The sequence below is a fragment of the Mesorhizobium sp. M6A.T.Cr.TU.014.01.1.1 genome (assembly GCF_004022765.1).
In the GTDB taxonomy this organism is placed as follows: Bacteria; Pseudomonadota; Alphaproteobacteria; order Rhizobiales; family Rhizobiaceae; genus Mesorhizobium; species Mesorhizobium mediterraneum.
In genome coordinates, this window is the sequence record NZ_RZPG01000016.1 from 135,269 (window position 1) to 159,856 (window position 24,588).

The following is a 24,588-nucleotide window of genomic DNA, read 5'->3' on the forward strand; positions in this document are numbered from 1 at the left end:
CGCAGACGGCAATTCCGGCAGGACCAAGGTACATCCGGTTTAGAGCGGTTCATCGTTTCACGGAAACGCCGAACCGCAATTCCGGACGGAAAACCGCTTCACACTTTTCCTGGAATTGCTCTATTGGATCGCTACGCTCTCGAGACCGCTGCTGAACCTTACCTCTATCGTGTCGCCCGGTGATACCTCGGTATCTTCTCCGGCCGGCTGTTTACGCCATTCCTCACCGACCTTGCGGATGATCGTGACCTGAGCCTGAATGGTTTCGCCGGCAACTGGCAGCGGCTGGGCGGACGCCCCCGTGGGCTGCAATTTCTGGCTGGCGGCGCGAAGTCTTGCGGTGATGTCGGCAAGACGCACGTTGGTGTCCTTCAGTTCGGTCAGAAGACCAATTCTTCTCTGGTTGCCGTTGCGTTCGTGCTGTCTGACAAAATCATCCTGCTGGCGTCGCGCTCTCATGAGTTCGACCGACGTTTCGAGCGCCCGGCTAGAAGAGAGAATCACACCGCGCCGTGCGTCGGCGAGCCTATCGTTGGTCAAATTGCCTGCCTTAAATACCTTCGTTACTCGCGCCAGATCGTCCTCGTCCGCCTTCACTGCATCGGCTTCGACCTGCTCGCGCTTGAGCAGGACCGCGATCTGAGCCGCGGCATCCTTGGCGCTTTTTTCGAGGTAGCTTTGTTCCTGCTGGAAGTTGTCCAGGGAGATCTTGAGCCCTTCTGCTTCAGCCTGGGCGATTGCCGAGACGAAAGCGGCCGACAAGGGTGACCCTTGTGGTGCCTTCATGTCGAAATTCGCCTGGTTCTGAAGTTCGGCGCGCAGACGGGCGCTATGAAAATAGTCTCTGGTGTACTCCCCCCAAGCCGATTCATAGTCGCGCCGCAAATCCACCGGATCTGGGCCAGCCTGGTTTGTCCGTGACCGCAGAAGGCTGAAACCGCCAGACACGGCAATCGCCTGCCGCACGGTCATGAGCGGTCGATAGGCCTGCTGTCCGGGAGTGAGCACGTCGCCGGTCACGTAGATCGGGCGATAGTCTGCGATGACGGCGGTGACGTCGCTCGGCTTGATGACGATCATTTGCTCTCGCCCATCAGGCAGACGCTGGTGGAATATCTTGGTTGGCAAGATCGTCTCCATTCGCGTCTGCAATTCGGCCGGAGTGAGGCCGCCGACCGAAACCATCCCGACTTCGGGAAGCGCGATCGTGCCGTCCATTTGAACCACGGCACGCTGCGTTCGTTCCGGGATAGAGGCAATTCCTATCTCGACGGTATCGCCGGCGGACAGTCGATATGCAACCCGCGTCTCCGCTGCGGTGGCCATATCGATGACAGCCAGTATACCAAGCGCGGCAAGAAGGATTCGATTAGTGAAGACCATTGGTGACAATCTCCTTCCGGTTCAACGTCGGCTCTTCCGGCCAATCGACACGGGAGACGAAGTCGTAGACGGGACCGCCGGGCACGCCCCAGTTGCTCGACCAGACTATTTGTGAGCCGTCAGGCGACGGCGAGGCATGAGTTTCGCTTCGATAGTCTAACTGAGTGCTTCTCGTTTGTGCGATGCGTCGAATCTCACCACTGCCGTCGATGCGCAGCGCGATCACTTCCTGTGCATATGGCGCCATGTCTGGACGGGCTGACACCTCATCCGGATCGCCGCCATAGGTCAGGAACACCCAGCCAGACCTGTCCAGCGCACGCAGGGATGCATGCATGGCTTCGCCGTATTTCATAAGTGGGGTGACCTTGCCGTCGGACAGCCTTCGCTTGATCACGTGATATTTGTCCGGATCGGACTTGCTGATGCCGACATAGACTTCGCTGCCGTCCTCATCGACTGTCATGTCGCCGTGGCCGGGCCGATGATGTTCCGTCCATTTCTGGAGCAAAGTGCCCTCGACACTGAAAATGAAGGCCTGTTGGATGCCGCTGACTATCTCCTGGAGGCATAGAATGTTGGCTCCGAGCGGAGAAATCGAGCAGGCACCATTGGTTCCGCCAAGATGCCCAAGATCGATGTCCGGGAATTTCCGCCGCTGCTTGAGATCGTAGGCAAAGACCACCGTCTCGCCATCCTCACGCACCGCGCGCACCGCTATGCGATCACCGTCACGGCTTGGATTGCCCTTGCCCGGCCCGAAATGGAAATCATGGTATTCAGTCGAAGCGAACAGGACGTCTTCGCGATTGGTCCGTGGCGCCCAGGTCGACACTTGCCGGCCCCGAACGCAGATCATCAGATCGGCGTTTTGAGGGTGCCATTCGCATTCAATAGATCGAGCGCGACGGAACAGCGGCGCGTATGTGTGCCCGTCCATGAAGCACATGCCGCCGCTACAGCCGTTGGTGATGACAAGAAGGCTCTGGTCTGAATTCCAGGCTTGGGCACTCGAATACCGATGGGTGCAATAGTTCTTCTCGCATGCAAGCCCATTACCAAGCACTCCCGGCTTGGTGATGCGCGTGAAACTGGTCCCAAACGCCGGATCCGTCGCTGGGCGCAAATAATCCGGCAGATCCATCATCACCGGCGCGGCAAATTGTGCCTGCTCGCTGCTTTGCCGGCTTCCGACCGTGGACAGACCCAACGACATGCCCGCGGCAATCAACAACGCAGCCAACACACGCGGGTGAAAAGTCATGTCATATAACCCATTTCGTGTCGTACGCGGCCTTCGCTGAGGCGCGCCTCCCACCATCCGATGGTTCGCTCCAACCCATCGCGCAGGCTGGTCTGTGCCCGCCATCCAGTCTTGCTTTCGAGGAGCGAAGAATCGGCCAGCAAGGCACGGACCTCGGAATTCTGCGGCCGCAGGCGGCGTTCGTCGCGATGGACCGGCTTTTTGGAGCCACTCAACTCGAGCACCAGATCCAACACGTCCGAGATCGTCGCAGCGCGCTGGCTCCCGGCATTGTAGGCATGGCCAAATTCGAGTTCGGCCGAACCTGCGGTCAGGAATGCCGCCGCCGTGTCTTCCACGAAAGTGAGGTCGCGGATCGGGCTTGTGTCCCCGACCATGATCGCCGGGCAATTTTTGTCGAGGGCCTGCCGTATGATGGTCGGCACGATAGCCCGCTCACTCTGGCGTGGGCCGTAGGTATTGAACGGCCGCATAATCACGACGGGGACGTCGAACGACCTGGCGTAGGACTCTGCCATCATGTCCGCGCCGATCTTGGATGCCGAATATGGTGACTGGCCCTGCAGCGGGTGGGATTCGCGGATAGGCATGGTCTGTGCGGTGCCATAGACCTCGCTGGTCGAGGTGTGCACCACACGCTCTGTCTCCCATTGGCGCGCCGCTTCGAGGACGTTCACCGTGCCCAGGATGTTGGTGTCCACATAAGACTGGGCGGCCGCGTATGAATATGGAATCGCGATAAGCGCGGCGAGATGAAACACAACGGCCTGGCCACGCACGATCCGGTTCAGGAACGCGCTGTCGCGGACGTCGCCGCGGACGAGGTTCAACTGGTTTCGAATGGTGGCCGGCAAATCATCGAGCCAACCATGACTGTCGAAGGAATTGTAGAGAGCCAGCGCCGTGACATCCGCCCCACTGCGAACGAGCGCTTCGGTGAGATGCGACCCGATGAACCCATCAGCACCCGTGACCAGAACTTTCCTACCCCTGTAGCTCATGACTAAGCGTTCCCCCTATGACGTGATGCGGCGACCTCGCAAATCCAACAGAGCGCGGCCATGCCAAACTGCTCTCACATGCCGATTGGCGGCGAGACCGGGCTGATCGGCGGCGACGAGGCCAGGCCGAGGACCGCCAGAAAGCCGCGCGCCATCCAGATGATGTCAGAGGTGACCGTGCGCTGCGGATAATAGGCGAGGTCAAGCCTGGCCTTGGCAGGAAACAGGACCTCACGGTAGAAAAGGAGCGGATCCTCGGATCGCGGATAAAAATGGGCTTCATGCCGGAAGAGAACCTGGGCCGGACCCAACAAGCCCGGTTTGTATTTTAGAACAGCCTCAAAGCCACCGCGGAAACAATCGGCGAAGACAAGGCTCTCCGGTCGCGGTCCGACGATAGCCATCTCGCCTCTGAAGACATTCCACAGTTGCGGGAACTCGTCGAACTTGGTGAGGGCGAGAAACCGCCCCACTGTCGTCATGCGGCTGTCTCCGGCCATGGTCAGCGCCAGGCCACCGGGATCGCATCGCACGGCGAATTTGCGGAACTTGTACATGCGGAATGGCCGCCCACCGGCCCCCACGCGGGTCTGCGCAAAGAAGATAGGCCGGCCGCCTTCCAGCAAGAGCGCCAGAGCGATCACCAGCATCAGCGGAGCGAACACTATGGCGGCTGCGGTAGCGATGGTGAGATCCATTGCTCGTCTCGCAAGCCCATGGGCGGCGCTTGGGACAACAGGTCGATGGATGGATAAATCCAAGGCATTCATGCTGCTGTTCCTGCTTGGGCGCAGCTGTTGACCGCAGCGGCAAGAGCGGTCGCCACTGACTCGACCACAGGCGCAGTGATCTGGGGATGAAGTGGCAGCGTGAGCTCACGCTGGGCAAAGTCCTCTGTCCGCGGCAAATGGGTGCCGGGAAAAAGCTCGCGATAGAGCGTCATCTGGTGCACCGGCGGATAGTGGATGGTCGTTTGTATTCCTTGCTTGCGCAATTCGTCGATGACGTCTTGCCTGTCAGCGTAGCGCGGCAAAAGGACAGGCATGATATGATAGGCCGACGTCCGCGGCTCGTGGAACGGGACTGTCACGGCTGGGCAGTGTTTTGCGATGAGACGCCGGTATAGCATGACCAGGATACGCCTGATCTCATTCCATTCCTGCAAATTCTGCAGCTGGACCAGTCCGATTGCAGCGCGCATTTCATCCATGCGATAGTTGAATCCGAGCATGGTGACATCATACTGCGGCGTGCGACTGTTCAGCCTCTGATGTGTCCCGGTGGTCATGCCGTGCCCACGGGCCTGGCGGATTGTCTCAAGCAGCTTGGGGTCTCGGGCAATCACAGCCCCACCTTCCGCCGTGGTCATGTTCTTGTTGCCATAGAAGCTGAAGGCCGCCGCGGCACCAAATGTACCCACTTCCTTCAAGCCGGGCGCATGCGCGGCATCCTCGATGATCTGCAGTCCTCGGGCGCGGGCGAACTTCTGCCATTCTTCCCGATTGGCGAGGTAGCCGGCGAAATGTACGAGAATGACCGCCTTAGTGCGCGCAGTGCATTTTGCTTCAGCTTCGACGATCGACATCAGCGGCACGTCGGCCGACTCGATGTCGACAAAGACCGGAGTGGCACCGACGTAGAGAACCGCGTTTGCGGTCGCCACGAAGGTCATGGACGGGACCAGCACTTCATCGCCTGGTCCGATACCGAGAGCATGTAGAATGAGATGAAGCGCCGCAGTGCAAGAACTGACCGCGACGCAATCCTGCGCACCATGCATACTGGCAAAAGCCTCTTCAAAGGCTTTCACCTGCTCTCCCATGGTCAGCCAGCCGCTATCGATGACCTTGGACAAAGCTGTCTTCTCCGGCACACCCAAAATTGGGGCACTGACCAAGAGCATCATAACCTCCTAGACTGTTAGACTGTGGGATCGGCTTCGTGATCTCGTCATGCGGCCGTGGCAGTGACCTCGATCGAGGCCGACTGGTCTTCCCAGGAAATGGCTTGCGCGTTCTGGAAATCGTCGACGCGCCCGATATCGAGCCAGAGACCATCATGCTTGTACACGTGGACGGTGGTGCCGTTCTGCATCATCTGCAGCATCAGGTCGTCAAACCCGAAGGGAATGCCAGATGGAATAAACTGCAGAACGTCTGGGTTCATGCAGTAGATTCCCATGCTGACCAGGTGCGAAAGCGTCGGCTTCTCGCGAAAGATCTGCACCCTATTGTCGACTTCATCGATGACGCCGAAGTCCATCTTGATCAGGCGGCAGGCTGTGGCGATCGTCACCGGATCGTTGTGCTTGCGGTGGGCTGCCACAAATCGACTGAGACTTAGATCCGTGAGGACATCCCCGTTGAGAACTATGAACGGCTCTGTCAGCTCATCTCTGATCAAAGAAAGCGGTCCGATGGTGCCAAGCGGCTCCATTTCTTGCGTGTATCGAATTTTCAGGTTCCACTGCGAGCCATCTCCGCACACGGTGCGGATCAAATGGCCGAGATACCCGGTTGTGATGTAGACTTCTTGGATGCCATTGCGTCGCAGCCATTTCAGAAGCATCTCGAGAACCGGCCGGGCACCAATCGGCATGAGCGGCTTCGGCAAGACCGATGTGAAGGGGCGAAGACGTGTCCCCATTCCACCACATTGAATCACTGCTTTCATCTGATCCTCCCACGTTCACTCGAACTCAGCGCTGTTGTCACGGCCGCAGCATCCGGAAAGTTGCTTTCTTGTTCTCTTAAAAGCCGGTGAGCCTTCCCGCCGGCCTTGACCCGGATATTTGCAGCTTGATGGTATGAGGCCGTCGGGGGGGATGTCGTCGTGCATTCGAATGGTAGCGATTCAGACATTCTGGTATTCAATGACCGCACTGATCGATGAAGGCTGGCATGCTGTCGCAGAGGCAGGTTCGGAGCACGCTTCAGCGGTCAGTTCTTGGCCGATCGGCTTGTGGCCGTGAGACCGGCAAACCCGAATGAGTGCTTGCAATGAGCCAAATATCCACCAATTGCCGGAACGATCTACGGCAACCCGGCAATTGCGTGGTGGTGGCATCGAAGCGAGCTGTTGGGACGCGGGTCTTGGAGGTTGAGAACGGATATTCGACAGGTCAGCCGATTCCGTTCGCAGGGTTCAAAAATAAGAGGAGCGTTTCCCGTTATTTAGGATTATATTAGCAAATGACGCTTGCGGTGTTGGGGCACTGCGGGTGTTGACTGGGTGAATCGACGAGTGGTTGGCCAGACTTTAAGGCCATCACCGTTCAATCATTCCAGGTTTCGTTGGGGTAGTTCAAATGTATCGAATCGTCATCGCCGACGATCACGGCTTGTATCGTCGTGGCTTGCGGTTGGCACTGACCGCAGGCATTCCAGGTGTAGAGATATTTGAGGCGTCGTGTTTCGATGCCGTACTTAGTCTGCTGGCGGAACAGGCGTCCGTTGATCTTGCGATCCTGGACCTGAACATGCCGGGATTGTTCAATCAGGAAGTGCTCAGCGGCATTCTGTCGGCTTATCCGGATACACGATTTGCGATCGTTTCCGGGAACGATTCACGCTCGGAGATACTGACGGCTCTTTCGATCGGACTTCACGGCTATATCGTTAAGTCGCAGAGAGACGAGGAGGTCGTTATGGCCGTCAACGAAATTCTCTCGGGCCGCATCTACGTCCCTGCACTTCTTTCACGCCCGGGTGCAGCGCAAGCAACTCACGCACCTACGCCCCCTGAGCAGATCCCACATCGACGTACCACCAGCGGCAATCTGGGCAGGCTGACCTCGAGGCAAAAGGAAGTCCTCAAGCTGATGGCGGAAGGGTATTCGAACAAGGAAATCGCGCGCGATCTGGAAATCGCGGAAGCGACGACGAAAATCCATGCCGCTGCGGTTCTGCGTGAGCTTGGCGTACGCAATCGGACCGAAGCTGCCGTGATGCTGAAGACCTGGCTTACGAGCAATGTCAACAATATCAATTAGAGCGCCGCGCTTCCTTTTGGGCGCGCACAGGACGCTCTACGCATCGTGCTTTCCAAAAATCGATTTCGATTTTTGGGCCGATGTTTGAGCGGATGCGTTAGGGGCCGATTTCCTTGCGTGACAGCCGTAGCGAATATCGGAGCCCGCGATCCGATATTTCCAGCTTGGGGGAGTGACCGACAAGCGGCGCCCCATCCACCCCGATTATCATGGAACCAAAACCATGACGGACAACGCTTGAAGTCCGCCGCCGCCCCGATTCCACCCAATTGAACACGATGTCACTGCCCGCATCTTCCGATGCGAACGTCCAATTTACTTCGATCCGGCCTTTTGGATCGCCAAGCGCTCCATGTTTCAAGGAATTGGTCGTCAGCTCGTGAACAATCATCGCAAAGCTCTCGGCGGCGCCGCCTGATATCACCACGGAGGGACCGCTGATCGATATGTCGCGTGTCCCCATATACGGCTGCAACTCCTGGACAACGAGATCGTGGAGCATCCCCGACGCATTGCCGTTGCGTGACAGCAGCAGATGCGTTGCTTCGAGCGCACGAATCCGGTCGATGAGCGTCTCCTTGTACTTGGCGACATTGTTTTCGGGAACATCGACCATGTTCACGAGCGCCGTGATCACTGGGAACAGGTTGCTGAATCTGTGACGTTGTTCCAGCATAATGCGCTCCCGCTTCTTTGCCGCGGCGCGCAGCAGTGTGGTTTGTCGTCGCTCCGTCAGGTCGGCGGCCACTCCGAGCCGCTGTAGACGATCATCGTATTTCTCTTCCCTTCCGCGTAAGGCAACCCAGCGGATATGGCCGTCCGGTCGTCGGACGCGAATCTCGACGTCGTAGTTCGTGACCGATGCGAGCTTTCTTGATGCCAACAGCTTTGGCCAGTCCGCCGGATGAATGACGGCCGTCAGGTCCTCGAGGCGGCGGCTAGCCGCTGGGGGCAGCCCGAGAATGTCCCAGAACGTGCCCGAGCCGGTGACGATCCCGTCTTTAAGATCGATCCGCCACGTGGCCAGGCGTCCAGCAGACAAAGCGAGATCTAGCCACTCCTTCTGAGCCCGAAGCGCTTCGTGTGCAGCCCGCCGTTCCGAAATATCGTCGACCACCACGAAGATGCTCTCTGAGAGCACCCCATCGGGCATGGACGAAGACAGGGTTAGCCGAGCCCAGAATGCCGTGCCGTCCTTTCGTGTCAGACGAACCTCCGAAGCGAACGAAGCACTGTCGTTACCCAGGCCCGCCAACAACTGCGCCAAGGCATCGCGGTCGGCCGGATGAACGAGTGTCCTGAGCCGCAAATGGGCAAGCTCCTCCTCCTTGTAACCTGTCATCTCACAAAGACGTCTGTTGGATTGCAGCAGCTCACCATCCTCGTTGGTGTTTGCAAATCCCATGGCAGCACGTTCGAAGGCCCAACGGTAGCGGCTCTCGGTTGCTTCGACGGCGGAGAGCCTGACCTCGGCGATTTCCAGCAGCTCACGCAAGTCCTGGCGCAGCCGATGGAACGTCATGGCAATCACCCCGCCCGAAACCAGAAGCAGGATGGCGCGCGCCCAATCTTCGCTGGAGATCTGACCATGCAGGGTGCCCCGTGCCCATAGGCCGGCTGCCACCATCAGGATCGTCGCGGCAAGCGCGGGCGCGCGGTCTTCAAGATAGGAAATGATAATAATAGCTGGAATAAACTCTAGAAAACTTGAGCCTTCCCCAATGTATACTGACGCTTTTGTTTCGAATATCAGTGTGGCGACTAGTACCGATGCGGACGCAATATGAGTTAGCAATCTGGCTGACGGGTCCGAATTCCACCTGCGAGAATGCGAGTTCATAGGCATAGGCTACAACCTTTTAACTAGGCCGTCGAGACTAGAGCAAAAAACGTACAACCTAGTACGACTGCCGGATTGCCATACCACTATCACAGCGCGCATTTTATCAGGGCGGGGGAGCATGACTTGGTCAGAACTCCTCAGAATATATCGAATTTTAAGTTAGATAGGGCCCATTCTTGTGAGCCCTATACATAAAAGTTTGTTTGTAAATCCCGAATAATTTGTTTCGGGATAGTGAACCTTGGGGAAGGTTGGAAAAATGACTCTGATCGATAGACACAGTGATGCTGTTGCGGGCAACCGATACATTGCGATGGGCGCCAAGTATAACGCTGAGGCGAAGATGGCGCGGCCCTCATATGCTTATCCTTCAGCGCGTGCAGCAGATCGTGCGGACGCAGGGGTCGACGAACCAAGGAGACGCAGCCTGGAATCCATCACCGGCATGCTTGATCGCATCGGCTGTGGCTATCTCGTGCTGAACCGCGAAAGAAAAGTAATCGAATGGAACGCAGCCGCTCAAACCACGCTGGAGCGCCAGGGCGAAGCGGCTGAAACAGCCGGTGGGCTTTCGATAGCTCTAAGGCGGCTGATCGCAAATGTTCCGGCTCATTTCCTGCCGGGCTCATTGTCTTGGGTGGTGATCCGCAGCAGAGGCGACAGGCCGGTGATACTGAAAGAGAACGGACTTATCGCTCCTGACGGAACCAGCATCGTGGCATTGCTGGACCGTGAGAACAGATCGGGACCAAATCCTCAGACACTGCAAAGGATGTTTGGCTTGACGAGCGCAGAAACACACCTGGCGTTGCGCTTGGCTCAGGGCGATGCGCCGTTGGAGATCGCCCGCAGTTGGCGCCTCAGCCGCACAACGATCCGCTCACAGCTTGCCTCGCTTTTCGCCAAGACAGAGACGAGACGTCAGGCGGAACTGGTGGCTCTTCTGGGGCGCATTTCGGTCTTGCCATAAGGGGCCGCCGCCTAGAGCATGTTCCATCCCGATAGGGATGGAACTCTAAACTTGTTATTTTGCCATGATCCTTCCTGAAAGCCGGTTTGCGCTTTTCGGGATCCGGGCGCCGGCATCCAACAGGATTCAGGCAACCGGAATTTGGAACTGTTCCAGTAAGTTGCCCTTCGAATTCGGTTTGAACGTGTTGTCCCGTTAGAGACCCCGCCGCTGACGCTCGGGGGCCAACAGTTGCACTGCTGCCATGCCAAGAATTTGACTGATTTCAAGTTCCTTGCGAGCAGTATCTGAAAAGAAAAAGGTCAAAGCGGCGGATCATGCCGAACAGTGTCGCCGCCGCCAGGGATCTTTGCAGAGCAAACCTGGCTACAGCGCAATCAACAGCTGCGCCCAAGCTGGTCAACCCCGCACCACCGATATAGATCAAAAGAGCGAAGATGCTGGCGTAGCCAAAGCTCCGACCCATGTCTTCGTTGTAGGGCAAAACTATATCCGCTGGAGCAGTGGAGGCCGCGGAGACTCGGGTGGACTTCGGATCGCTGCGATGGTCAATATCGCTTGCGTCAGCGTCGAGCCTTTCATGGCCTTGGCCGCGTTTGGCCGTAGGTCCACCTCCGGTCTGCAAGATCTTCGAGATTATTTTCTGCTCGACTGACTGAATGCTCTCTAACGATGATTGGTTGCTGAGCGTTTCGATTGGAATTATTTTTCGGTTCGATTGCACGAGAATGTCATTTATGGTTTGAAACACCCCAAAAGCGCGAAGGTTCGTATCGAGATCTGCCTCGAAAATTCGCTCTGCAGGCGGTTCATGCTCCATCCGCTGCAGCAAGCGTGTCTCCACGATCGTTTGTGGCACCACAACTCGGAGCGTGAAATCGGCGACTGGCGCTAGGCTGAGCGCCTTTGCAAGCGTGACATTGTCTGCGGTTTCGTTGAACATTGCCAGGGACCCAATCACTTGGATATAGCCCTGATCGAATATTATTACGTCTCTAGATTGCTTCGCTTGATCCCAGCAGCGCGAAAGCTTCAATATATATTGCCCGAGCCGGGCGCGCCACATTCGTTTTTTTGGCGGAAGAATTCTGATCATGGAAAGGGATGTCGAAAGATTGCTTCTTCCTCTCGGAGAAAGCAATATTTTTGAAGTTGAAAATACCGCAGCCAGAATTCTGGAAATGAACAGGAAGATTCCCAGATCGAACCTTCCTTCCCTGGTGCTAGGCTGGTAACTGAGGACAACCTCGGCGTGGTATCCTTCCCTGCGCAGTCGCCGGGCAAGCTCGTGAGCAAACGTTGTCTTGCCAGATCCGGGCGGTCCGAAGATCTCAATGATCATGGGGTCGAATCCGTTGGTGGCGATACTCTCGCGCGATCAGCGCATGAACCAATACCGTTGCCGGCCGTCGACTGCGTTTGTTCTGAACGACGCTAGCGCAAAGATCAGCGCAGGCATGATCTTCAGTCGTTTGCTGATATAGATTGCCATAACCACGTTCCAAACGGCCAATGCAAGCGCCAAACCTACTGCGGCGCCCAGCGGACCGTAAAGCTCGATTCCTGCCGCACAGCCTATGATGCCGGCAGTCGCGCCAACGATCATGGCTGCTGCTGCTGCCCATTCGTTTCCGGTCATGGTCAAGAGATTCAGCTGGGGCCCGCACAGCGCGACAAAGACATACCCGAAGATCAGCACCCGCGCGATGGGTGCTCCTGTGCTGAAATCGTCACCGAACCAGTTCATGAGAGGTTTAACAATCACAACCAGCGGGATAGCCATCGCTATGGCGCCGGCAGCGGAAAGTATGGCGGCTCGTGAAAACAACTGCTGCAGACCCTTCCGATCGCCTCGGGTATGAAGGGCAGCCGCTGCCGGCGAAAACATCACGCCGACGGCCACGAGGGCAAGACTCACAAGCAACGCGACGTTCAGTCCCAAGGCGAAGATTCCTGCGTCTCGAATATGACCTGTCCAGCCGAGCACCATAACCCCAGCCCGACTGATGAAAATATCGAGCCCAGCCATGAGCATGATTGGTGGAACCGCCGCCCACCACTCTTGCGACGCGTCGCTGGGTTGAGTGTGCCGCAAGCCAGGCGGCTGAAATTTTGCCACCATGATGAACACCAGTCCGACCGTGATGCCCGAACTTGCCAGCACCGCCTGCATCACCAAGGGTGCGTTGAGGGTCCATGATCCGGAAAAGGCCGCGACTCCCAGCAACATCAACAACAGGCCGTCGCGCACGATGCGTTCAGGCAAAAGGGCTGAGACACCACCGCCGAAGGCACGGATAAGTGCTGCGCCCAATGCGGAGGCGGTGACCAAAGGGACCGCGGCCATGCCAAGGAGCTGGCTGATTTCAAGTTCCTTGTGGGAGGGATCTGAAAAGAAAAAGATCAGAACGGCGCCGATCATGCCGAACAGTGTCGCCGCCGCCAGCGATCTTTGCAGAGCGAACCTGACTACACCATGTGCCAGGTCAAGCCGCCCGTTTGCCCTATAGGTGGACACGAAGCGCAGTAAGGAAATATTGAAACCAAGCGTTGCAAGATAGCCGAGCACGGAGGTCCAGGCCAGGACATAGGAATAGATGCCATAGCTGGTGGAACCGACGAGGCGGGCAATCAACAACTGCGCCAAGCTGGTCAACCCAGCACCGCCGATATAGATCATCAGAGCGAAAATACTGGCGTAGCCGAGGCTCCGGCCCATGTCTTTCTTGTGAGACAAAACTATATCCACCGCGGCAAGAGAGGCCACAGAGGTTCGTGCGGTCTTCACAGGATTACAATCGTCGATGTCGCTTGGGTCAGCGTCGAATGTCTCGTGGTCTTGGCTGGCTTTGGCCGCAGGTCCACCTCCGGCTTCCACAATTTTCGAGATTATCTTCCGCTCGACACATTGAATGCCTTCTAACGACGACTCATCGTCGAGAGTTCGGATCGGAATGACTTTTCGGTCGGACGCGACAAGGATTTCATTTATGCTTTGAAACACCCCAAAAGCGCGCATGTTTGTGTCAAAGTCTGCCTCGAAAATTCGTTCCGCAGGCGCTTCATGCTCCATCCGCTGCTGCAAGCGTGTCTCCACGATCGCGCGTGGCGCAACAACTCTGAGCGTGAAATCAGCCGCGGGCGCGAGGCTGAGCGCCTTTGCGAGGGCGGCCCTGTCTGCGGTTCCATTGAACATTGCCAGCGACGCGATCGCCTGGACGTAGCCCTGATCGAATATGACCACATCTCTGGATTGCTTCGCCTCATCCCAGCGGCGCGAAAGCTTCAAAATGTGCTGCCAGAGCCGAGCTCGCCATATTCGTTTTTTTGGCGGCATCATTCTTATTATGGAAAGGGACGTTGAAAGATCCTTGATCCTGCCTCTTGGAGAAAGCAGGATTTTTGATGTTGAAAATATTGCCGATATGATCCTGAAAATTGCCAGGAAGATTCCGAGATCGACGCTCGATCCCCTCTCGCGAGGACGGTGACTGAGGGCGACCGTGACCTGGTACCCCTCCCCGCGCAGTCGCCGGGCAAGGGCGTGAGCGAACGTTCTCTTGCCGGATCCAGGCGGTCCGAAGAGTTCAATGATCATGGGTCCAATCCGATCGTGGCAATACCCGCGCGATTTCCGCGACCGTCGTTGCTTCGACGTCCGCTTGTGACGCTCATGATGGTTCCTCAAGCAAAAGATCAGCACTGTCCCTGAACTGGTAACTGGCATGCTTCTTGAGATTAACCTGCGTGAGAACGCTCCCCACAGGGACCGAAACCGACGCATCGCTCGCAAGCGTTTCCAAAACCCCACGCGCCATGCTGCGTCGCGTCCTGCCCCAGCGAACGGCGAAAAGAACCGCATCAGCCCAGCCAGTCAGAAGCCCGGCCTCCGGTCCTCCAAGTCCCACCGGTCCATTTATGATGACGACGCTGTAGATCGAGTGCAACTCATCCGTGAACAGGGAACTGTCGGCCGTGGAAAGCAATGCCAGCAGATCCTCCGAGGGTGCGAGAGCCATGAAGTCGATTCCGATTTCAGGCATTCCCGCGATTGCATCGCGCAAGGCACAGCGTTCACTCACATAGTCTCCGAAGAAAAAGTGAGGCTTGAGAGCCTTGAATTCGTCCAGGAATTCGTTCGTGAGGCGGGCGCCCGTACGGTCAAGATCGAGGAAAAGCACTCGTCCCCCCAGTCGGGTGGCTGCCAAGGCCAGGCTCCATGCAAGCTCGGTCTTGCCATCATCCTGGACGCTGGACGTTACGAGAATGACGTGCGACGAGCGATCCCCCGCTTGCTTGGGCGCCGCGGCGATAAGCAGGGACGTCACGGCGCGGCTGTATCTGGACCTCTGCTGCGCTAAAACCAGCTGCTTCAGCCGCTTGGCGTGCATCGTGGGAGCTTGTGGTATCAGCCCCAAGCATGGAACCCCGAGCGCTGCTTCAGTTTCGGCCTCGCCGCGCAAGGTCTGATCGAGGCGGTTGCGAATAACAACGAAGACGCCGCCAAGAAGCCCAAACACAACCATACCGGGTGGAATAAGGAAAATCGGCGACAGGGTCTTTGGATTCGTCGGCGGCCATGCCGCCGAAAGGACCGACACTCCGGCCGAGGGAGTTGCGATGCGCCGTATCAATTCCTGTTGTTGGGTCAGAAGCTGGTTGTATCGTTGCGTCAAGATACTGACCGGCGGCTCCAGCGCACGCAGCCCGGACAGCCGGCCCGCGGTATCGGCCACAACCGCATCGAGCACATCCTTGCGGCTTTCCAGAGCTGCAATTTGGGCACGGTAGATGCTGGCCTCCGCTGCGATCCGAGCGGTGGCTTGTTCGATCTCGCGATTGATCGCATCGCGCAGATTTTTATCTGCCGCATCATTGGCCTGGCGAGCCGCCAATTCGGCCAACACCGGCGATCCGATGGCTTGAGCGAGCGAGGCGACCGATGCCCCCTCCTTTCGCAGTTCCTGAATACGTCGAAGGCGAGATTCCGTGGCGGAGAGATCTGCTTTCGACAAGGAAATCTGCTGGCTGAGTTCAGCCGTCTCCTTAGCGGCGTTGTCCGCAGCACCTTGGTCGATTGCACCATGGCTCAGCCGATACTTTTCCAGGCGATCGGTCGCTGCTGCCAGATCGCGTTGCACACCTGGCAGGGCAGCGACTATCGAGGTGAGTTCCACTCTGTCCGCTGCCTGACGTCTCTTTGCGAGATCGTCGATGTACGATTGGGCGAATGTATTAGCTACCATTGCGGCTCGCGCCGGATCCGGATCGGTAAAGCCTATGCTGATGACTCTCGATCGCAGCTCCTGGCCAACCCTCATGCCCTTCCGCAACGCCTTTAGTTCAGCCGCATCCGCAGCGTCCGGCTTGCTCTGCGGCAAAATTCCGCCCAACAGACCGTCTGCAAATGAGCGCAAATTCGGCCGGTCGCCACGAGCGGGGTTGGGACGAGAATTTCCAGTTCCGGCATCACCTTGTTCAGCAGTACTGCCAGCCTCCGTCTTGCGCAGCGCTGCCATCACGCGTCGCAGGTTTCCTTGCGACAACAGCATGGTTATATTGTCGTCAATGCTGGCATCCAGCATCTCCGAGGCGGGTTCCGCGCCGGCGGGCCCGTTCCTGCTCGGAGCATCGAGAATAACTTGCGTGCTCGCCTCATACCCGACGGGAACTGCCAAACCCGCAAGCCCGGCCAAAACACCGCCCAGGGCTACCATGGCGAGCAGGAACCATTTTCTCCTCGCGATGGTCGTGAGTAGCTGATGGATCGGGGCCTGCGTGTCCATCGGCTCAGGCAGCGGGCGCCTCATGCGCGGCCTGGTCTCGTGCGCGGCAACGTGCATCTCAGTGGCGCGCGGAAGTTGCTTGCGGCTGACTATGGAACCTTCCATCTTACACTCCTGCCAGTTCGAACACGCGACGCAGGTCCGTTGCTGGCGCCGGTGCCCTACGGGCCTCGTTGCGCCAGGCCTGGAACATCAACGCCGCCCACAAATCACGAGAATGATCCTGCCTTCCATCCAAGTGATCTCGCCAGCACGCCTCGACCTTTGCAAAGTCGAATATCCCGTCTCCGGAGAGGCGCATGTCGGTGAGAACATCGCTGGCCCAGATGCGCAGCGGACCTCTCAGCCAGACTGCTATGGGAACATCGAAACCTTGCTTCGGACGATCGATCAGCCGCTCGGGAACATACCGATGCAGCAACTGACGAAGGAGCCACTTGCCTTTGCCGTGGCGCACCATTACGTCCGCCGGTAGGCGCCAGGCGAAGTCGACAACGCGATGGTCGAGAAGCGGGCATCGTCCCTCGAGGCCGGCGGCCATGCTGGCGCGATCCAGCTTCACCATTATGTCGCCAGGCAGGTAGCCGACCATGTCATCGTACAAGAGACGGGACAGCAGATCATCAAACGGAGGTTCGCCCTGAACCGATACGGGTGTTTTCTGATGGGTGAGGTTCTCGGTCGATGATCCACTGAGCCGCTGATACAATTCGTTCTCATCTGCCGCTGCGAGCAGCCGAGCCAGGCGATCCAACCGGTCGCTCCGCAGCGCGTGCCGGGCATGCACCGAAAGCGGCAGCTTACCGACGAGATCGTGACGGGCTGCACGAGCAAGCAATCCAACACCTGCAGCAAGCGTCTGACGCAGCGGCGACGGCAGCGTATGCAGTCGTCTCGCTCGAGCTGCCATAAGGTGGCGAGCGTAGCCGGCGAAGCATTCGTCGCCGCCGTCGCCCGTCAGAGCCACCGTAACGTGCTGGCGAGCGAGCCTCGCCACGAGCAGAGTTGGTATCTGCGATTCGTCGCCGAACGGTTCGTCCCAAATTTGCGGCAGTTCTGGAATGACCTCCTGCGCGGCCGCGCTGGAAAGGTGGAGTTCGGTATGGTCGGTGCCCAGATGTCGGGCGACCGCCGCAGCGTGCGGAGCCTCATCGAACCCGCACTCTCCGAAAGCTATGGTGAATGTGCGCACCGGCTTCTCCGACTGCGCTTGCATCAGGGCAACAACGGCTGAACTGTCTATCCCCCCCGACAGGAAGGCTCCCAGCGGGACGTCAGCGATCATGCGCTCCCGAACGGCAAGTCGAAGCAGGACATCGAGCTCATTCGTCAGTTCTTCATCGGTGCCGACAATCGGGTCCGCCCTACCCTTCGTGGCGGTGTCGGCCAGCGACCACCAGTACCGGATGCGATCCGAAAGCGACGCGGCACTGCGCGCCTCGGTAAAATTTGCGGCCGTTACGGACAGTACCGAACCAGGCGGCAACTTGAATACGCCTCGCCAGATGCACTTGTCATCCGGTACCCATCCCCTCGACAGCATCGTCGTGGCGACATCGAGATCGAGTTCCTGACAGAAACCTGGAAAGCAGTTGATCGCCTTCAACTCGGAGGCAAAAACGAGCGCGTCGCGTGTTGAAGCAACGTAAAGCGGCTTCTTGCCCATTCGATCGCGGGCGAGATGAAGGGTCCTGGTCTCCCTGTCCCACAATCCAAAGGCGAACATGCCGGCGAAGCGCTTGAGTGCGGCATCGAGCCCCCAACTCTCAATCGCGCACAGCAAGACCTCGGTATCGCAGGTGCTGCGGAAACGATGGCCCGCGCCTTCAAGTTCGCGGCGCAGGTCGTGGAAATTGTATATTTCGCCGTTAAAGGTGATGGCATATCGGCCAGTTGCCGAATGCATCGGCTGGTGTCCTGCTTCCGACAAGTCGACGATGGCCAAACGCCTGTGGCCGAAGGCAACGCCGGCTTCCCGATCTCGCCAGAAGCCGTAGCCATCAGGCCCACGATGACGAAGGGCTGTCGTCATTTGCGCTATTGCCCTCAGCGGCTTCGCACTGGCCGCATCGGTTGCAAGAAGAATTCCGGTGATCCCACACATCCCGTCACCCCAAGTCCGTGGATGTTTTTCTAGAAGCTACCGAAGCTGCTCGCGGCGTTCCGGCAACGAGACAGAGGGTCAGCCCAAACCAAACGATCGGGTGGCGGATGATCAGGTGCGGAAACCCGTAAATCATGATCGCCACCACCAGCGCAAAAAGCGCGTCGAGCTTCGCACGCCATGCTGACATGGCGGCCGAGCCGACGATCCAAAACAGGGCCAGGATCGCAATCAGACCACCTTGAGTGTACAGATCGAGTACCGTGTTGTGGGCCTCGAAAGGTTCGGGCAGAAACTGCCGATAGTAGACGGAGGGGCGGGCCACATGCGGGCCGGGACCGAGGCCAAGTGACGCTGACGTCACGCCCTTGTAGACTGCATCACCCCAGAGCCTGACGCGAAGTGTAGCGGTTGAGGCGGTCTCCTCGCCGCCCCCCCCCTTGCTGAGGCTCTTGGCGAAATTTTCGACGCTGCTCATGTCCTTGAGCACGTAAGGCGTCATCGACATCGCCAGGGGGAGGAAGCCGATCATCAAGAGCACGGCGACTTGCCGGGAAACGCCGACCTTGTCACCGGTCGTGAGCCATGTCCGAACCCGCAGCCCTAGAAATATCAGGCAGGTCAGGACGCTTGTAAGAAGATACGCATCACTCCTTGTCAGCCTTCCGACATAGACGGTCAGTACAAGGCTGCTGAACCCAAACAACCTTCCCCATGGACTGCTTGTGGTCGTCGCAAGATGTAAGGCCAGGGGGCCAAAAAGTGCACAATAGATCGCGAGTTGGTTCGGATTCTCGGACCAGCCGGTGAAGCGATCCCAGAACCAGGGATTGACACCGGATTGGTGGATCCAACCCCACCCAAGTGCCAACTGAAAGGTAAAGCATGCACTCACTATCCCGATCGCCCACCAGGCAGTGCGGCGCAGATGGCGACCAGCGTCGGGCTCCGCAGCGGCCAGGCAGGTGACGCTGGCCAACAGCAGGTAGGCCATTGTGTCGTGAATCGGTCCCGAGAGGTCCAGAACCGTCGTGGTCAGCAAACCGACAATGGCCCCGACCCCCTGAGCAAACGTCATGATCAGCCAGAAGGTCACAAGACGGAACAGGGCCGGCGTCGCCTCCAGGCGACCACCAACGACTACGCGCCCGATCGACAGCATGATCCAGAGCGATAGGAACAATTCGGTATATCCGAGGTGCAGTCCCGGAACACTGATCTGCGCCGCATAGCCCATCGAAATGCCGGCGGCCAGCAACGCGCTCCGGATCATCGGGGCGCTCCACCCAATTCGCGGTTTGCGGCATTTTCTTTGAGCAAGACCGGGGACGCCGGTCGAGCAAGACCGCCGTGGGATTCGGCGCTAAGGACATTTTTGTACAGATCGCAATACTGATCGACCACCCGCGGCAGCGCGAACTGCTCCCGGACCAGTTCGACGGAACGACCGCCCATGACCTTTCCACGGCCGCGGTCGGACAAGATGTCTATTATTCGAGACGCAAGCCCATCAGCATCGTGCGGTGGGACGAGATAGCCGTTCCATCCGTCCTCAACCACGTCATTGCAGCCAGGCATCCTTGAGGCGACGATAGGCAATCCCGCCAGTCCTGCCTCGAGCAAGACGCGCGGAATCCCTTCCCGATATTGCGTCGGAAAGGCGAACAGATCGGCCATGCCAAGAAGGGCTGGAACATCGCGTCGTGGACCCAAGGCTATGACATGGGGTGCATATTGATCGATATCCGATTTATCGACGGCAAAGGGCCCCTCAGATTCCCATGGGCCGACAAGCACGAAACGTGCATCAGGCCTTTTCGACAGGATGCGTGGAACTGCTTTGAGGAGTGTCGGGATGCCCTTCTGGCGGGTCAGCCGGCCGACAAAAATTACGACTTCGGCGGACTGGAGCCCAAACTCTTCGCGCATTTTCATCGCCGACGGGGCAAGGTGCCTTGCCATGGCGAACGCATCGACGTCGATTCCAGAACTGCGGATCAGCCGCCCGCTGCCGCGTCGGATTAGTCGGTAGCGCTCAAAGAAAGCCTGATCGTCCTGATTTTGGAAGACCGTCGCAGCCGTCCAGAAGGACGAGAGCCATTGCAGTCCGCAAAAGATTGGACGTAGGGCCAGAGCCCGTGGCTCCAGCGACGAGAATGTCCAGCCCAGACCATTGATCGTGCGGATCACTGGAACCTTCCCGCGCGCCGCAAGCGGCGTCAGCAGGTTCGGCTTGGTGTCGAAACTTTGGACAATGTCCGGTCGCAGTTCCGACATTAATTTTCGAATCGCTCTGATGGCCCCCCATCCCCCGCTACTGCTGGCAAATCGGTCGAAACCATAGCTGCGATGCGGAATGCCATGTCGCAAAAACGCGGCTTCAGCACCACTGGAGACGGCAGTGACCCGAAAACCCCTTTCGCGCAGCGACATCAGGAACGGAATTCTTAAGGCGTGATCCTCGCCTCCCACGCACATGAGATGCGGGTTCATCCTGCCTCTCCCGACCATGCGCCGTCTCCCAATCGCGGGAAGTGGCCGGCTTTTGCTTCTGCCTTCATGATCTTGGTTTCGCTTCTTCTGCGCGTAAGATGCCAAGTCACGGTAAGGGCAGGCTTGCCTACTGTCCTCGTCTGTTTGAATGAGGCAAACCGCATTTGGATCAAGGTGTTGCGAGCTTCAGGCCGTTAGGTCTCCCGGCTTGGCGCGACAATCCGCACCAAGGACCTGCACAGGTGTGGTACCGAGACCGTATGGCGGGCCGTCTTGACGCGCATATCCTCCTGCGCAATGAGGGGGCGGCGGGGTCATTTACGCGTGGAAGTTGAGGAATCCTGCGGGCACATTCGCCCATGGGCGGGCAACCGAATACTGCGCTTCCGACAGCCGTCGGTTGTTAGACCTCCGTCTGGGCCGGTGCCTAGGTATGCTGGTTGAGCCGCATCACAGTCACATCCGTCTTGGCTGCCTTCCCGCGACTGGCAGCTAAGCCAAACTCGACTACTCCGATGTCGGCAACCTTAGTTTTATCGGTTGTAAGCGAGCACCCGCCCACTGTGTCCACAACAAATTTGGTTGCGACAGCAGAGGACATGGCCCGGCCCAGAACCTAGCTTAACGTGATCGGATTTGCTCGCAGGCAAGTGCGCATATTGTGCAGAAGAGCTATTCTGCCTGCCGTTCTATTTATGGCCTCTAGTTGTCGGCAGTCAAAAATCCGATTTTTGCCACGCCACTTCAGCGGGGTCAGCACCGCCAAGGCACCATCATAACCTACCAGCTTCGGCGCCGTCCAAATCATATTAAAAGCCAAACCACTCATAGCAAAGTATTTTTGAAGGCAAGTTCATATAAATAGTTACCAAGATCAATTCGCTGAAAATATAATTTATCTTAATAGGCGTTTAGAGACTGCGATGAAAAACCGCTTTTTTTGATCTCGAACCGGTCGGTTGTCATAAGTAGAATTTTCGCTTCCGTGCGGCAATCCTGTCGGCGATCAACGAATCTATCAGAAGGGTGCGGGTATTTGATTTGTTGCTAATATACGCCATCTAGTAGGCAGGCACCGCGGGGCGCTAAGAAAAAGGAATATAAATGGCACTTCATTTTGCAGCGGGTGGATCCGCCACCGAAGTCGCAAGCGCCGGCTTCAATCTGGTTGACGTTCAATACGTTGATCAGGTCAACGAGCTGCCGGATGGCACGAAGGCTATGGTCTGGCTCAACGAGGGCGAGGGCGTAACCCAGTCCTTTATCGACAAAGTCACCCCCTTCCTTGGCAATCCGAAGGTTTTTGGGTTTTTTCTCGTCGACGAGCCGGATCCCACCGGCCAATACCACACACAGGTAGACGCTGAGGATCTGAAAGCCGAATCCGACTGGATCCACTCTCGTATGCCAGAAGCCAAGACCTTCATCACCGCGATGGACATGGGGTCTGCCGCCGAGCCGGATTTTTCCAATACCTACAACTATGACAACACGCATATCGATCTGTTCGGAATAGATCCATATCCGGTGCGCACGGGCACAGACACGGTCGACTACGACATGATCGACAGAACCGTGGCTGCAGCGGTGGAGTCGGGCATCCCGACCAGCCAGATCGTTCCGGTCTACCAGACGTTTGGCGGCGGCAATTATACGACCAACACGGGCGGCAAATATGTCATGCCGACGACGGATCAGCTGGAGACGATGATGGACCACTGGGAACAGCTGGTTCCCGATCCCGCCTTCGACTTTGCCTACGCCTGGGGTTCACAGGAAGGCGATACCGCGCTCGAGAGCTCACCGGAGCTGCAGGCTGTTTTCCGGGAACACAACCTTGCTACGCCTACCCCCGTGCCTGACGTCGCTACGCCTACGCCCGTGCCTGACGTTGCTACGCCTACGCCCGTGCCCGACCTTGCTACGCCTACGCCCGTGCCCGACCTTGCTACGCCTACTCCTACTCCCGTGCCTGATGGCGGCAACGACGATTACTATGTCGACAATGCCGGCGATAGGGTGATCGAGTCCGCTGGCCAAGGTCAAGACAGGGTGTGGACCGCTGTGGACTATGCGCTCTCAGCCGGCTCGTCGATTGAAGTCCTTGGCACCACTGAGGACGCCGGCACCACGGCGATCAACCTCACCGGCAACGAATTGGCCCAAACCATCCAGGGCAATGCCGGCGCCAACGTCATCAACGGCGGCGGCGGTGCTGACAAGTTGAACGGCTTTGGCGGCAACGACGATTACTATGCCGACAATGCCGGCGACGAGGTGGTCGAGTCCTCTGGCCAAGGTCAAGACAGGGTGTGGACCTCTGTGAGCTATGTGCTCTCAGCCGGCTCTTCGATTGAAGTCCTCGGCACCACGAAGGACGCCGGCACCACGGCAATCAACCTGACCGGCAACGAATTGGCCCAAACCATCCAGGGCAATGCCGGCGCCAACGTCATCAACGGCGGCGGCGGTGCCGATAAGTTGAGCGGCTTTGGCGGCAACGACATTTTTGTCTTCAATAGCGCCCTTGGTGACGGCAATGTCGACAGGATTACCGACTTCAATTCGTCCCAGAACAGGATCCACCTCGACGACGCGATTTTTGCCGGGCTCAAGTTGGGCACGCTCACATCCGACGCTTTCTTTGCGGGTAAGGCCGCGGATGATAGCGCCGACCACATCATCTACAACAGTTCGACTGGAGCGCTCTCCTTCGACAGTGACGGGATCGGCGGTGCGTCTCAAACACAGTTCGCCACTCTCTCACCCGATCTGTCGCTTAACGCAGCCTCATTCTTTGTGACCTGAAGGAGCTAGCGGCAAACGAGACCGCGCCAGGGCCCGCGGTCACCTACAGAGACAGGTGGACAAACTGCACCTTGAAGCCTGTCTCTTTGGCGAGCGTGAATGCTCTGGCGCGGACCGTCAGTCAAATCAAATGACAGCTCCGTCGAAGATCAATGATTCTATCAATGGCGTGTCGCTAATTGATTAGGCGCTAATATGGGCCGTCGAGTAGGCAGGGATCGGGGGCTTCCGAATCAGACGAGGATATTCGCATGGCCACAATGCACTTCACCTGGGGCGCCTCAGCGGCCCAGGCCGCGGCCACTGGCTTCAACCTGGTCGATCTTCAATACGCGTCATCGGTCAACGCATTGCCGGATGGCTCGAAGGCCCTGATCTGGCTCGGCGAGAGCAACGGGGTAACCCAGTCCTTTATCGACAAGGTAACGCCTCTCATCGGCAATCCGAAGGTTTTGGGATTTTTCCTGACCGACGAGCCTGATCCCACCGGCAGATACCATACCCAAGTCAGCGCTGCCAACCTGAAGGCGGAATCCGACTGGATCCATTCCCATTTTCCGGGCGCCAAGACTTTTATCACCCTGATGGACATGGGGTCGTTCGCAGATTCGGACTATTCCAACACCTACAATCCTGCCAACACAGGCATCGACTATTATGGGATAAACCCTTATCCCGTGCGCACGACTGCGGTGGACTTCAACTACATTGATAGAGCCGTGGCTGCGGCGTTGGAAGCAGGCATCCCGCAGAGCGCGATCATTCCAGTCTATCAGGCGTTTGGCGGCGGCGGCTGGGCGACCAATACGGGCGGATCGTATGTCATGCCCACGACGTCCCAGATGCAGACCATGATGGACCACTGGGAAAGGCTGGTTCCCAATCCTGCCTTTGACATGGCCTATAAATGGGCCTCGCAGAACGGCGAAACCTCGCTTGGCAACA

16 protein-coding genes and 1 pseudogene are annotated in these 24,588 nt (G+C 57.9%); 4 read left to right on the forward strand and 13 right to left on the reverse strand.

Features of this window, described 5'->3' with window-relative positions:
- Nucleotides 1–120: 120 nt before the first annotated feature.
- From EN885_RS19415 to EN885_RS19440, 6 genes are all read right to left on the reverse strand, one after another.
- Complete coding sequence (locus EN885_RS19415; protein ID WP_128242274.1) at nt 121–1,383, reverse strand: polysaccharide biosynthesis/export family protein; 1,263 nt, start codon at nt 1,381–1,383, stop codon at nt 121–123.
- Entirely contained in the window at nt 1,370–2,647 is a 1,278-nt protein-coding gene (locus tag EN885_RS19420) for a hypothetical protein (RefSeq protein ID WP_128242275.1), read from the reverse strand. The genes EN885_RS19415 and EN885_RS19420 overlap by 14 nt, the downstream gene beginning before the upstream one ends.
- Nucleotides 2,644–3,648 (reverse strand): SDR family NAD(P)-dependent oxidoreductase, encoded by a 1,005-nt coding sequence (locus tag EN885_RS19425; protein WP_128242276.1) that lies wholly within the window; start codon nt 3,646–3,648, stop codon nt 2,644–2,646. Before EN885_RS19425 ends, EN885_RS19420 begins: the two co-directional genes overlap by 4 nt.
- 74 nt (nt 3,649–3,722) lie before the next feature.
- On the reverse strand, nt 3,723–4,346 hold the full coding sequence (locus EN885_RS19430; protein WP_245329852.1) for a sugar transferase: 624 nt from the start codon (nt 4,344–4,346) through the stop codon (nt 3,723–3,725).
- Nucleotides 4,347–4,414: 68 nt separating this feature from the next.
- Complete coding sequence (locus EN885_RS19435; RefSeq protein WP_095485554.1) at nt 4,415–5,551, reverse strand: DegT/DnrJ/EryC1/StrS family aminotransferase; 1,137 nt, start codon at nt 5,549–5,551, stop codon at nt 4,415–4,417.
- A gap of 47 nt (nt 5,552–5,598) precedes the next feature.
- Complete coding sequence (locus tag EN885_RS19440) at nt 5,599–6,321, reverse strand: sugar phosphate nucleotidyltransferase (RefSeq protein ID WP_095485205.1); 723 nt, start codon at nt 6,319–6,321, stop codon at nt 5,599–5,601.
- 634 nt (nt 6,322–6,955) lie between these two features.
- Here EN885_RS19440 and EN885_RS19445 point away from each other — a divergent pair.
- Nucleotides 6,956–7,639, forward strand: a complete 684-nt coding sequence (locus EN885_RS19445; RefSeq protein ID WP_128242277.1) for a response regulator transcription factor — start codon at nt 6,956–6,958, stop codon at nt 7,637–7,639.
- 97 nt (nt 7,640–7,736) lie between these two features.
- On the opposite strand, the gene EN885_RS19450 is transcribed toward EN885_RS19445, so the two are convergent.
- A complete protein-coding gene (locus EN885_RS19450; protein WP_348631645.1) occupies nt 7,737–9,434 on the reverse strand; it encodes a PAS domain S-box protein in 1,698 nt (565 codons plus the stop codon).
- Nucleotides 9,435–9,741: 307 nt separating this feature from the next.
- Here EN885_RS19450 and EN885_RS19455 point away from each other — a divergent pair, with 307 nt between their 5' ends.
- The gene (locus tag EN885_RS19455) at nt 9,742–10,452 is read left to right on the forward strand and encodes a helix-turn-helix transcriptional regulator (RefSeq protein WP_095485208.1); all 711 of its coding nucleotides are present in this window, start codon (nt 9,742–9,744) and stop codon (nt 10,450–10,452) included.
- A 265-nt stretch (nt 10,453–10,717) separates the two neighbouring features.
- Here EN885_RS19455 and EN885_RS19460 read toward each other — a convergent pair whose 3' ends face one another.
- From EN885_RS19460 to EN885_RS19485, 6 genes are all read right to left on the reverse strand, one after another.
- Nucleotides 10,718–11,794, reverse strand: a complete 1,077-nt coding sequence (locus tag EN885_RS19460; protein ID WP_245493105.1) for an AAA family ATPase — start codon at nt 11,792–11,794, stop codon at nt 10,718–10,720.
- A 36-nt stretch (nt 11,795–11,830) separates the two neighbouring features.
- Nucleotides 11,831–14,050, reverse strand: coding sequence for a lipopolysaccharide biosynthesis protein (locus tag EN885_RS19465; RefSeq protein ID WP_128242279.1), 2,220 nt, complete (start codon nt 14,048–14,050; stop codon nt 11,831–11,833).
- A gap of 73 nt (nt 14,051–14,123) precedes the next feature.
- Nucleotides 14,124–16,343 (reverse strand): exopolysaccharide transport family protein, encoded by a 2,220-nt coding sequence (locus EN885_RS19470; RefSeq protein WP_128242280.1) that lies wholly within the window; start codon nt 16,341–16,343, stop codon nt 14,124–14,126.
- A gap of 1 nt (nt 16,344) precedes the next feature.
- The gene (asnB, locus tag EN885_RS19475) at nt 16,345–18,342 is read right to left on the reverse strand and encodes an asparagine synthase (glutamine-hydrolyzing) (RefSeq protein WP_128242281.1); all 1,998 of its coding nucleotides are present in this window, start codon (nt 18,340–18,342) and stop codon (nt 16,345–16,347) included.
- 4 nt (nt 18,343–18,346) lie between these two features.
- Nucleotides 18,347–19,615 (reverse strand): polymerase, encoded by a 1,269-nt coding sequence (locus EN885_RS19480; protein ID WP_128242282.1) that lies wholly within the window; start codon nt 19,613–19,615, stop codon nt 18,347–18,349.
- Nucleotides 19,612–20,835: a glycosyltransferase family 4 protein gene (locus EN885_RS19485; protein ID WP_095485555.1), complete on the reverse strand. Its 1,224-nt coding sequence runs from the start codon at nt 20,833–20,835 to the stop codon at nt 19,612–19,614. Before EN885_RS19485 ends, EN885_RS19480 begins: the two co-directional genes overlap by 4 nt.
- Before the next feature lie 1,104 nt (nt 20,836–21,939).
- Between EN885_RS19485 and EN885_RS34710 the strand changes: the two genes are divergently transcribed.
- Together EN885_RS34710 and EN885_RS19495 are read left to right on the forward strand one after the other, a co-directional pair.
- Complete coding sequence (locus EN885_RS34710) at nt 21,940–23,643, forward strand: calcium-binding protein (protein ID WP_128335205.1); 1,704 nt, start codon at nt 21,940–21,942, stop codon at nt 23,641–23,643.
- A 251-nt stretch (nt 23,644–23,894) separates the two neighbouring features.
- A pseudogene (locus EN885_RS19495) lies at nt 23,895–24,588 on the forward strand (calcium-binding protein); the annotation flags it as partial.

Excerpts from the sequence above, each read along its gene's own strand:
- EN885_RS19415 (WP_128242274.1), bottom strand. The coding sequence starts at position 1,383 with ATGGTCTTCACTAATCGAATCCTTCTTGCCGCGCTTGGTATACTGGCT.
- EN885_RS19420 (WP_128242275.1), bottom strand. The coding sequence starts at position 2,647 with ATGACTTTTCACCCGCGTGTGTTGGCTGCGTTGTTGATTGCCGCGGGC.
- EN885_RS19425 (WP_128242276.1), bottom strand. The coding sequence starts at position 3,648 with ATGAGCTACAGGGGTAGGAAAGTTCTGGTCACGGGTGCTGATGGGTTC.
- EN885_RS19430 (WP_245329852.1), bottom strand. The coding sequence starts at position 4,346 with ATGGATCTCACCATCGCTACCGCAGCCGCCATAGTGTTCGCTCCGCTG.
- EN885_RS19435 (WP_095485554.1), bottom strand. The coding sequence starts at position 5,551 with ATGCTCTTGGTCAGTGCCCCAATTTTGGGTGTGCCGGAGAAGACAGCT.
- EN885_RS19440 (WP_095485205.1), bottom strand. The coding sequence starts at position 6,321 with ATGAAAGCAGTGATTCAATGTGGTGGAATGGGGACACGTCTTCGCCCC.
- EN885_RS19445 (WP_128242277.1), top strand. The coding sequence starts at position 6,956 with ATGTATCGAATCGTCATCGCCGACGATCACGGCTTGTATCGTCGTGGC.
- EN885_RS19455 (WP_095485208.1), top strand. The coding sequence starts at position 9,742 with ATGACTCTGATCGATAGACACAGTGATGCTGTTGCGGGCAACCGATAC.
- EN885_RS19460 (WP_245493105.1), bottom strand. The coding sequence starts at position 11,794 with ATGATCATTGAGATCTTCGGACCGCCCGGATCTGGCAAGACAACGTTT.
- EN885_RS19465 (WP_128242279.1), bottom strand. The coding sequence starts at position 14,050 with ATGATCATTGAACTCTTCGGACCGCCTGGATCCGGCAAGAGAACGTTC.
- EN885_RS19470 (WP_128242280.1), bottom strand. The coding sequence starts at position 16,343 with ATGGAAGGTTCCATAGTCAGCCGCAAGCAACTTCCGCGCGCCACTGAG.
- asnB (WP_128242281.1), bottom strand. The coding sequence starts at position 18,342 with ATGTGTGGGATCACCGGAATTCTTCTTGCAACCGATGCGGCCAGTGCG.
- EN885_RS19480 (WP_128242282.1), bottom strand. The coding sequence starts at position 19,615 with ATGATCCGGAGCGCGTTGCTGGCCGCCGGCATTTCGATGGGCTATGCG.
- EN885_RS19485 (WP_095485555.1), bottom strand. The coding sequence starts at position 20,835 with ATGAACCCGCATCTCATGTGCGTGGGAGGCGAGGATCACGCCTTAAGA.
- EN885_RS34710 (WP_128335205.1), top strand. The coding sequence starts at position 21,940 with ATGGCACTTCATTTTGCAGCGGGTGGATCCGCCACCGAAGTCGCAAGC.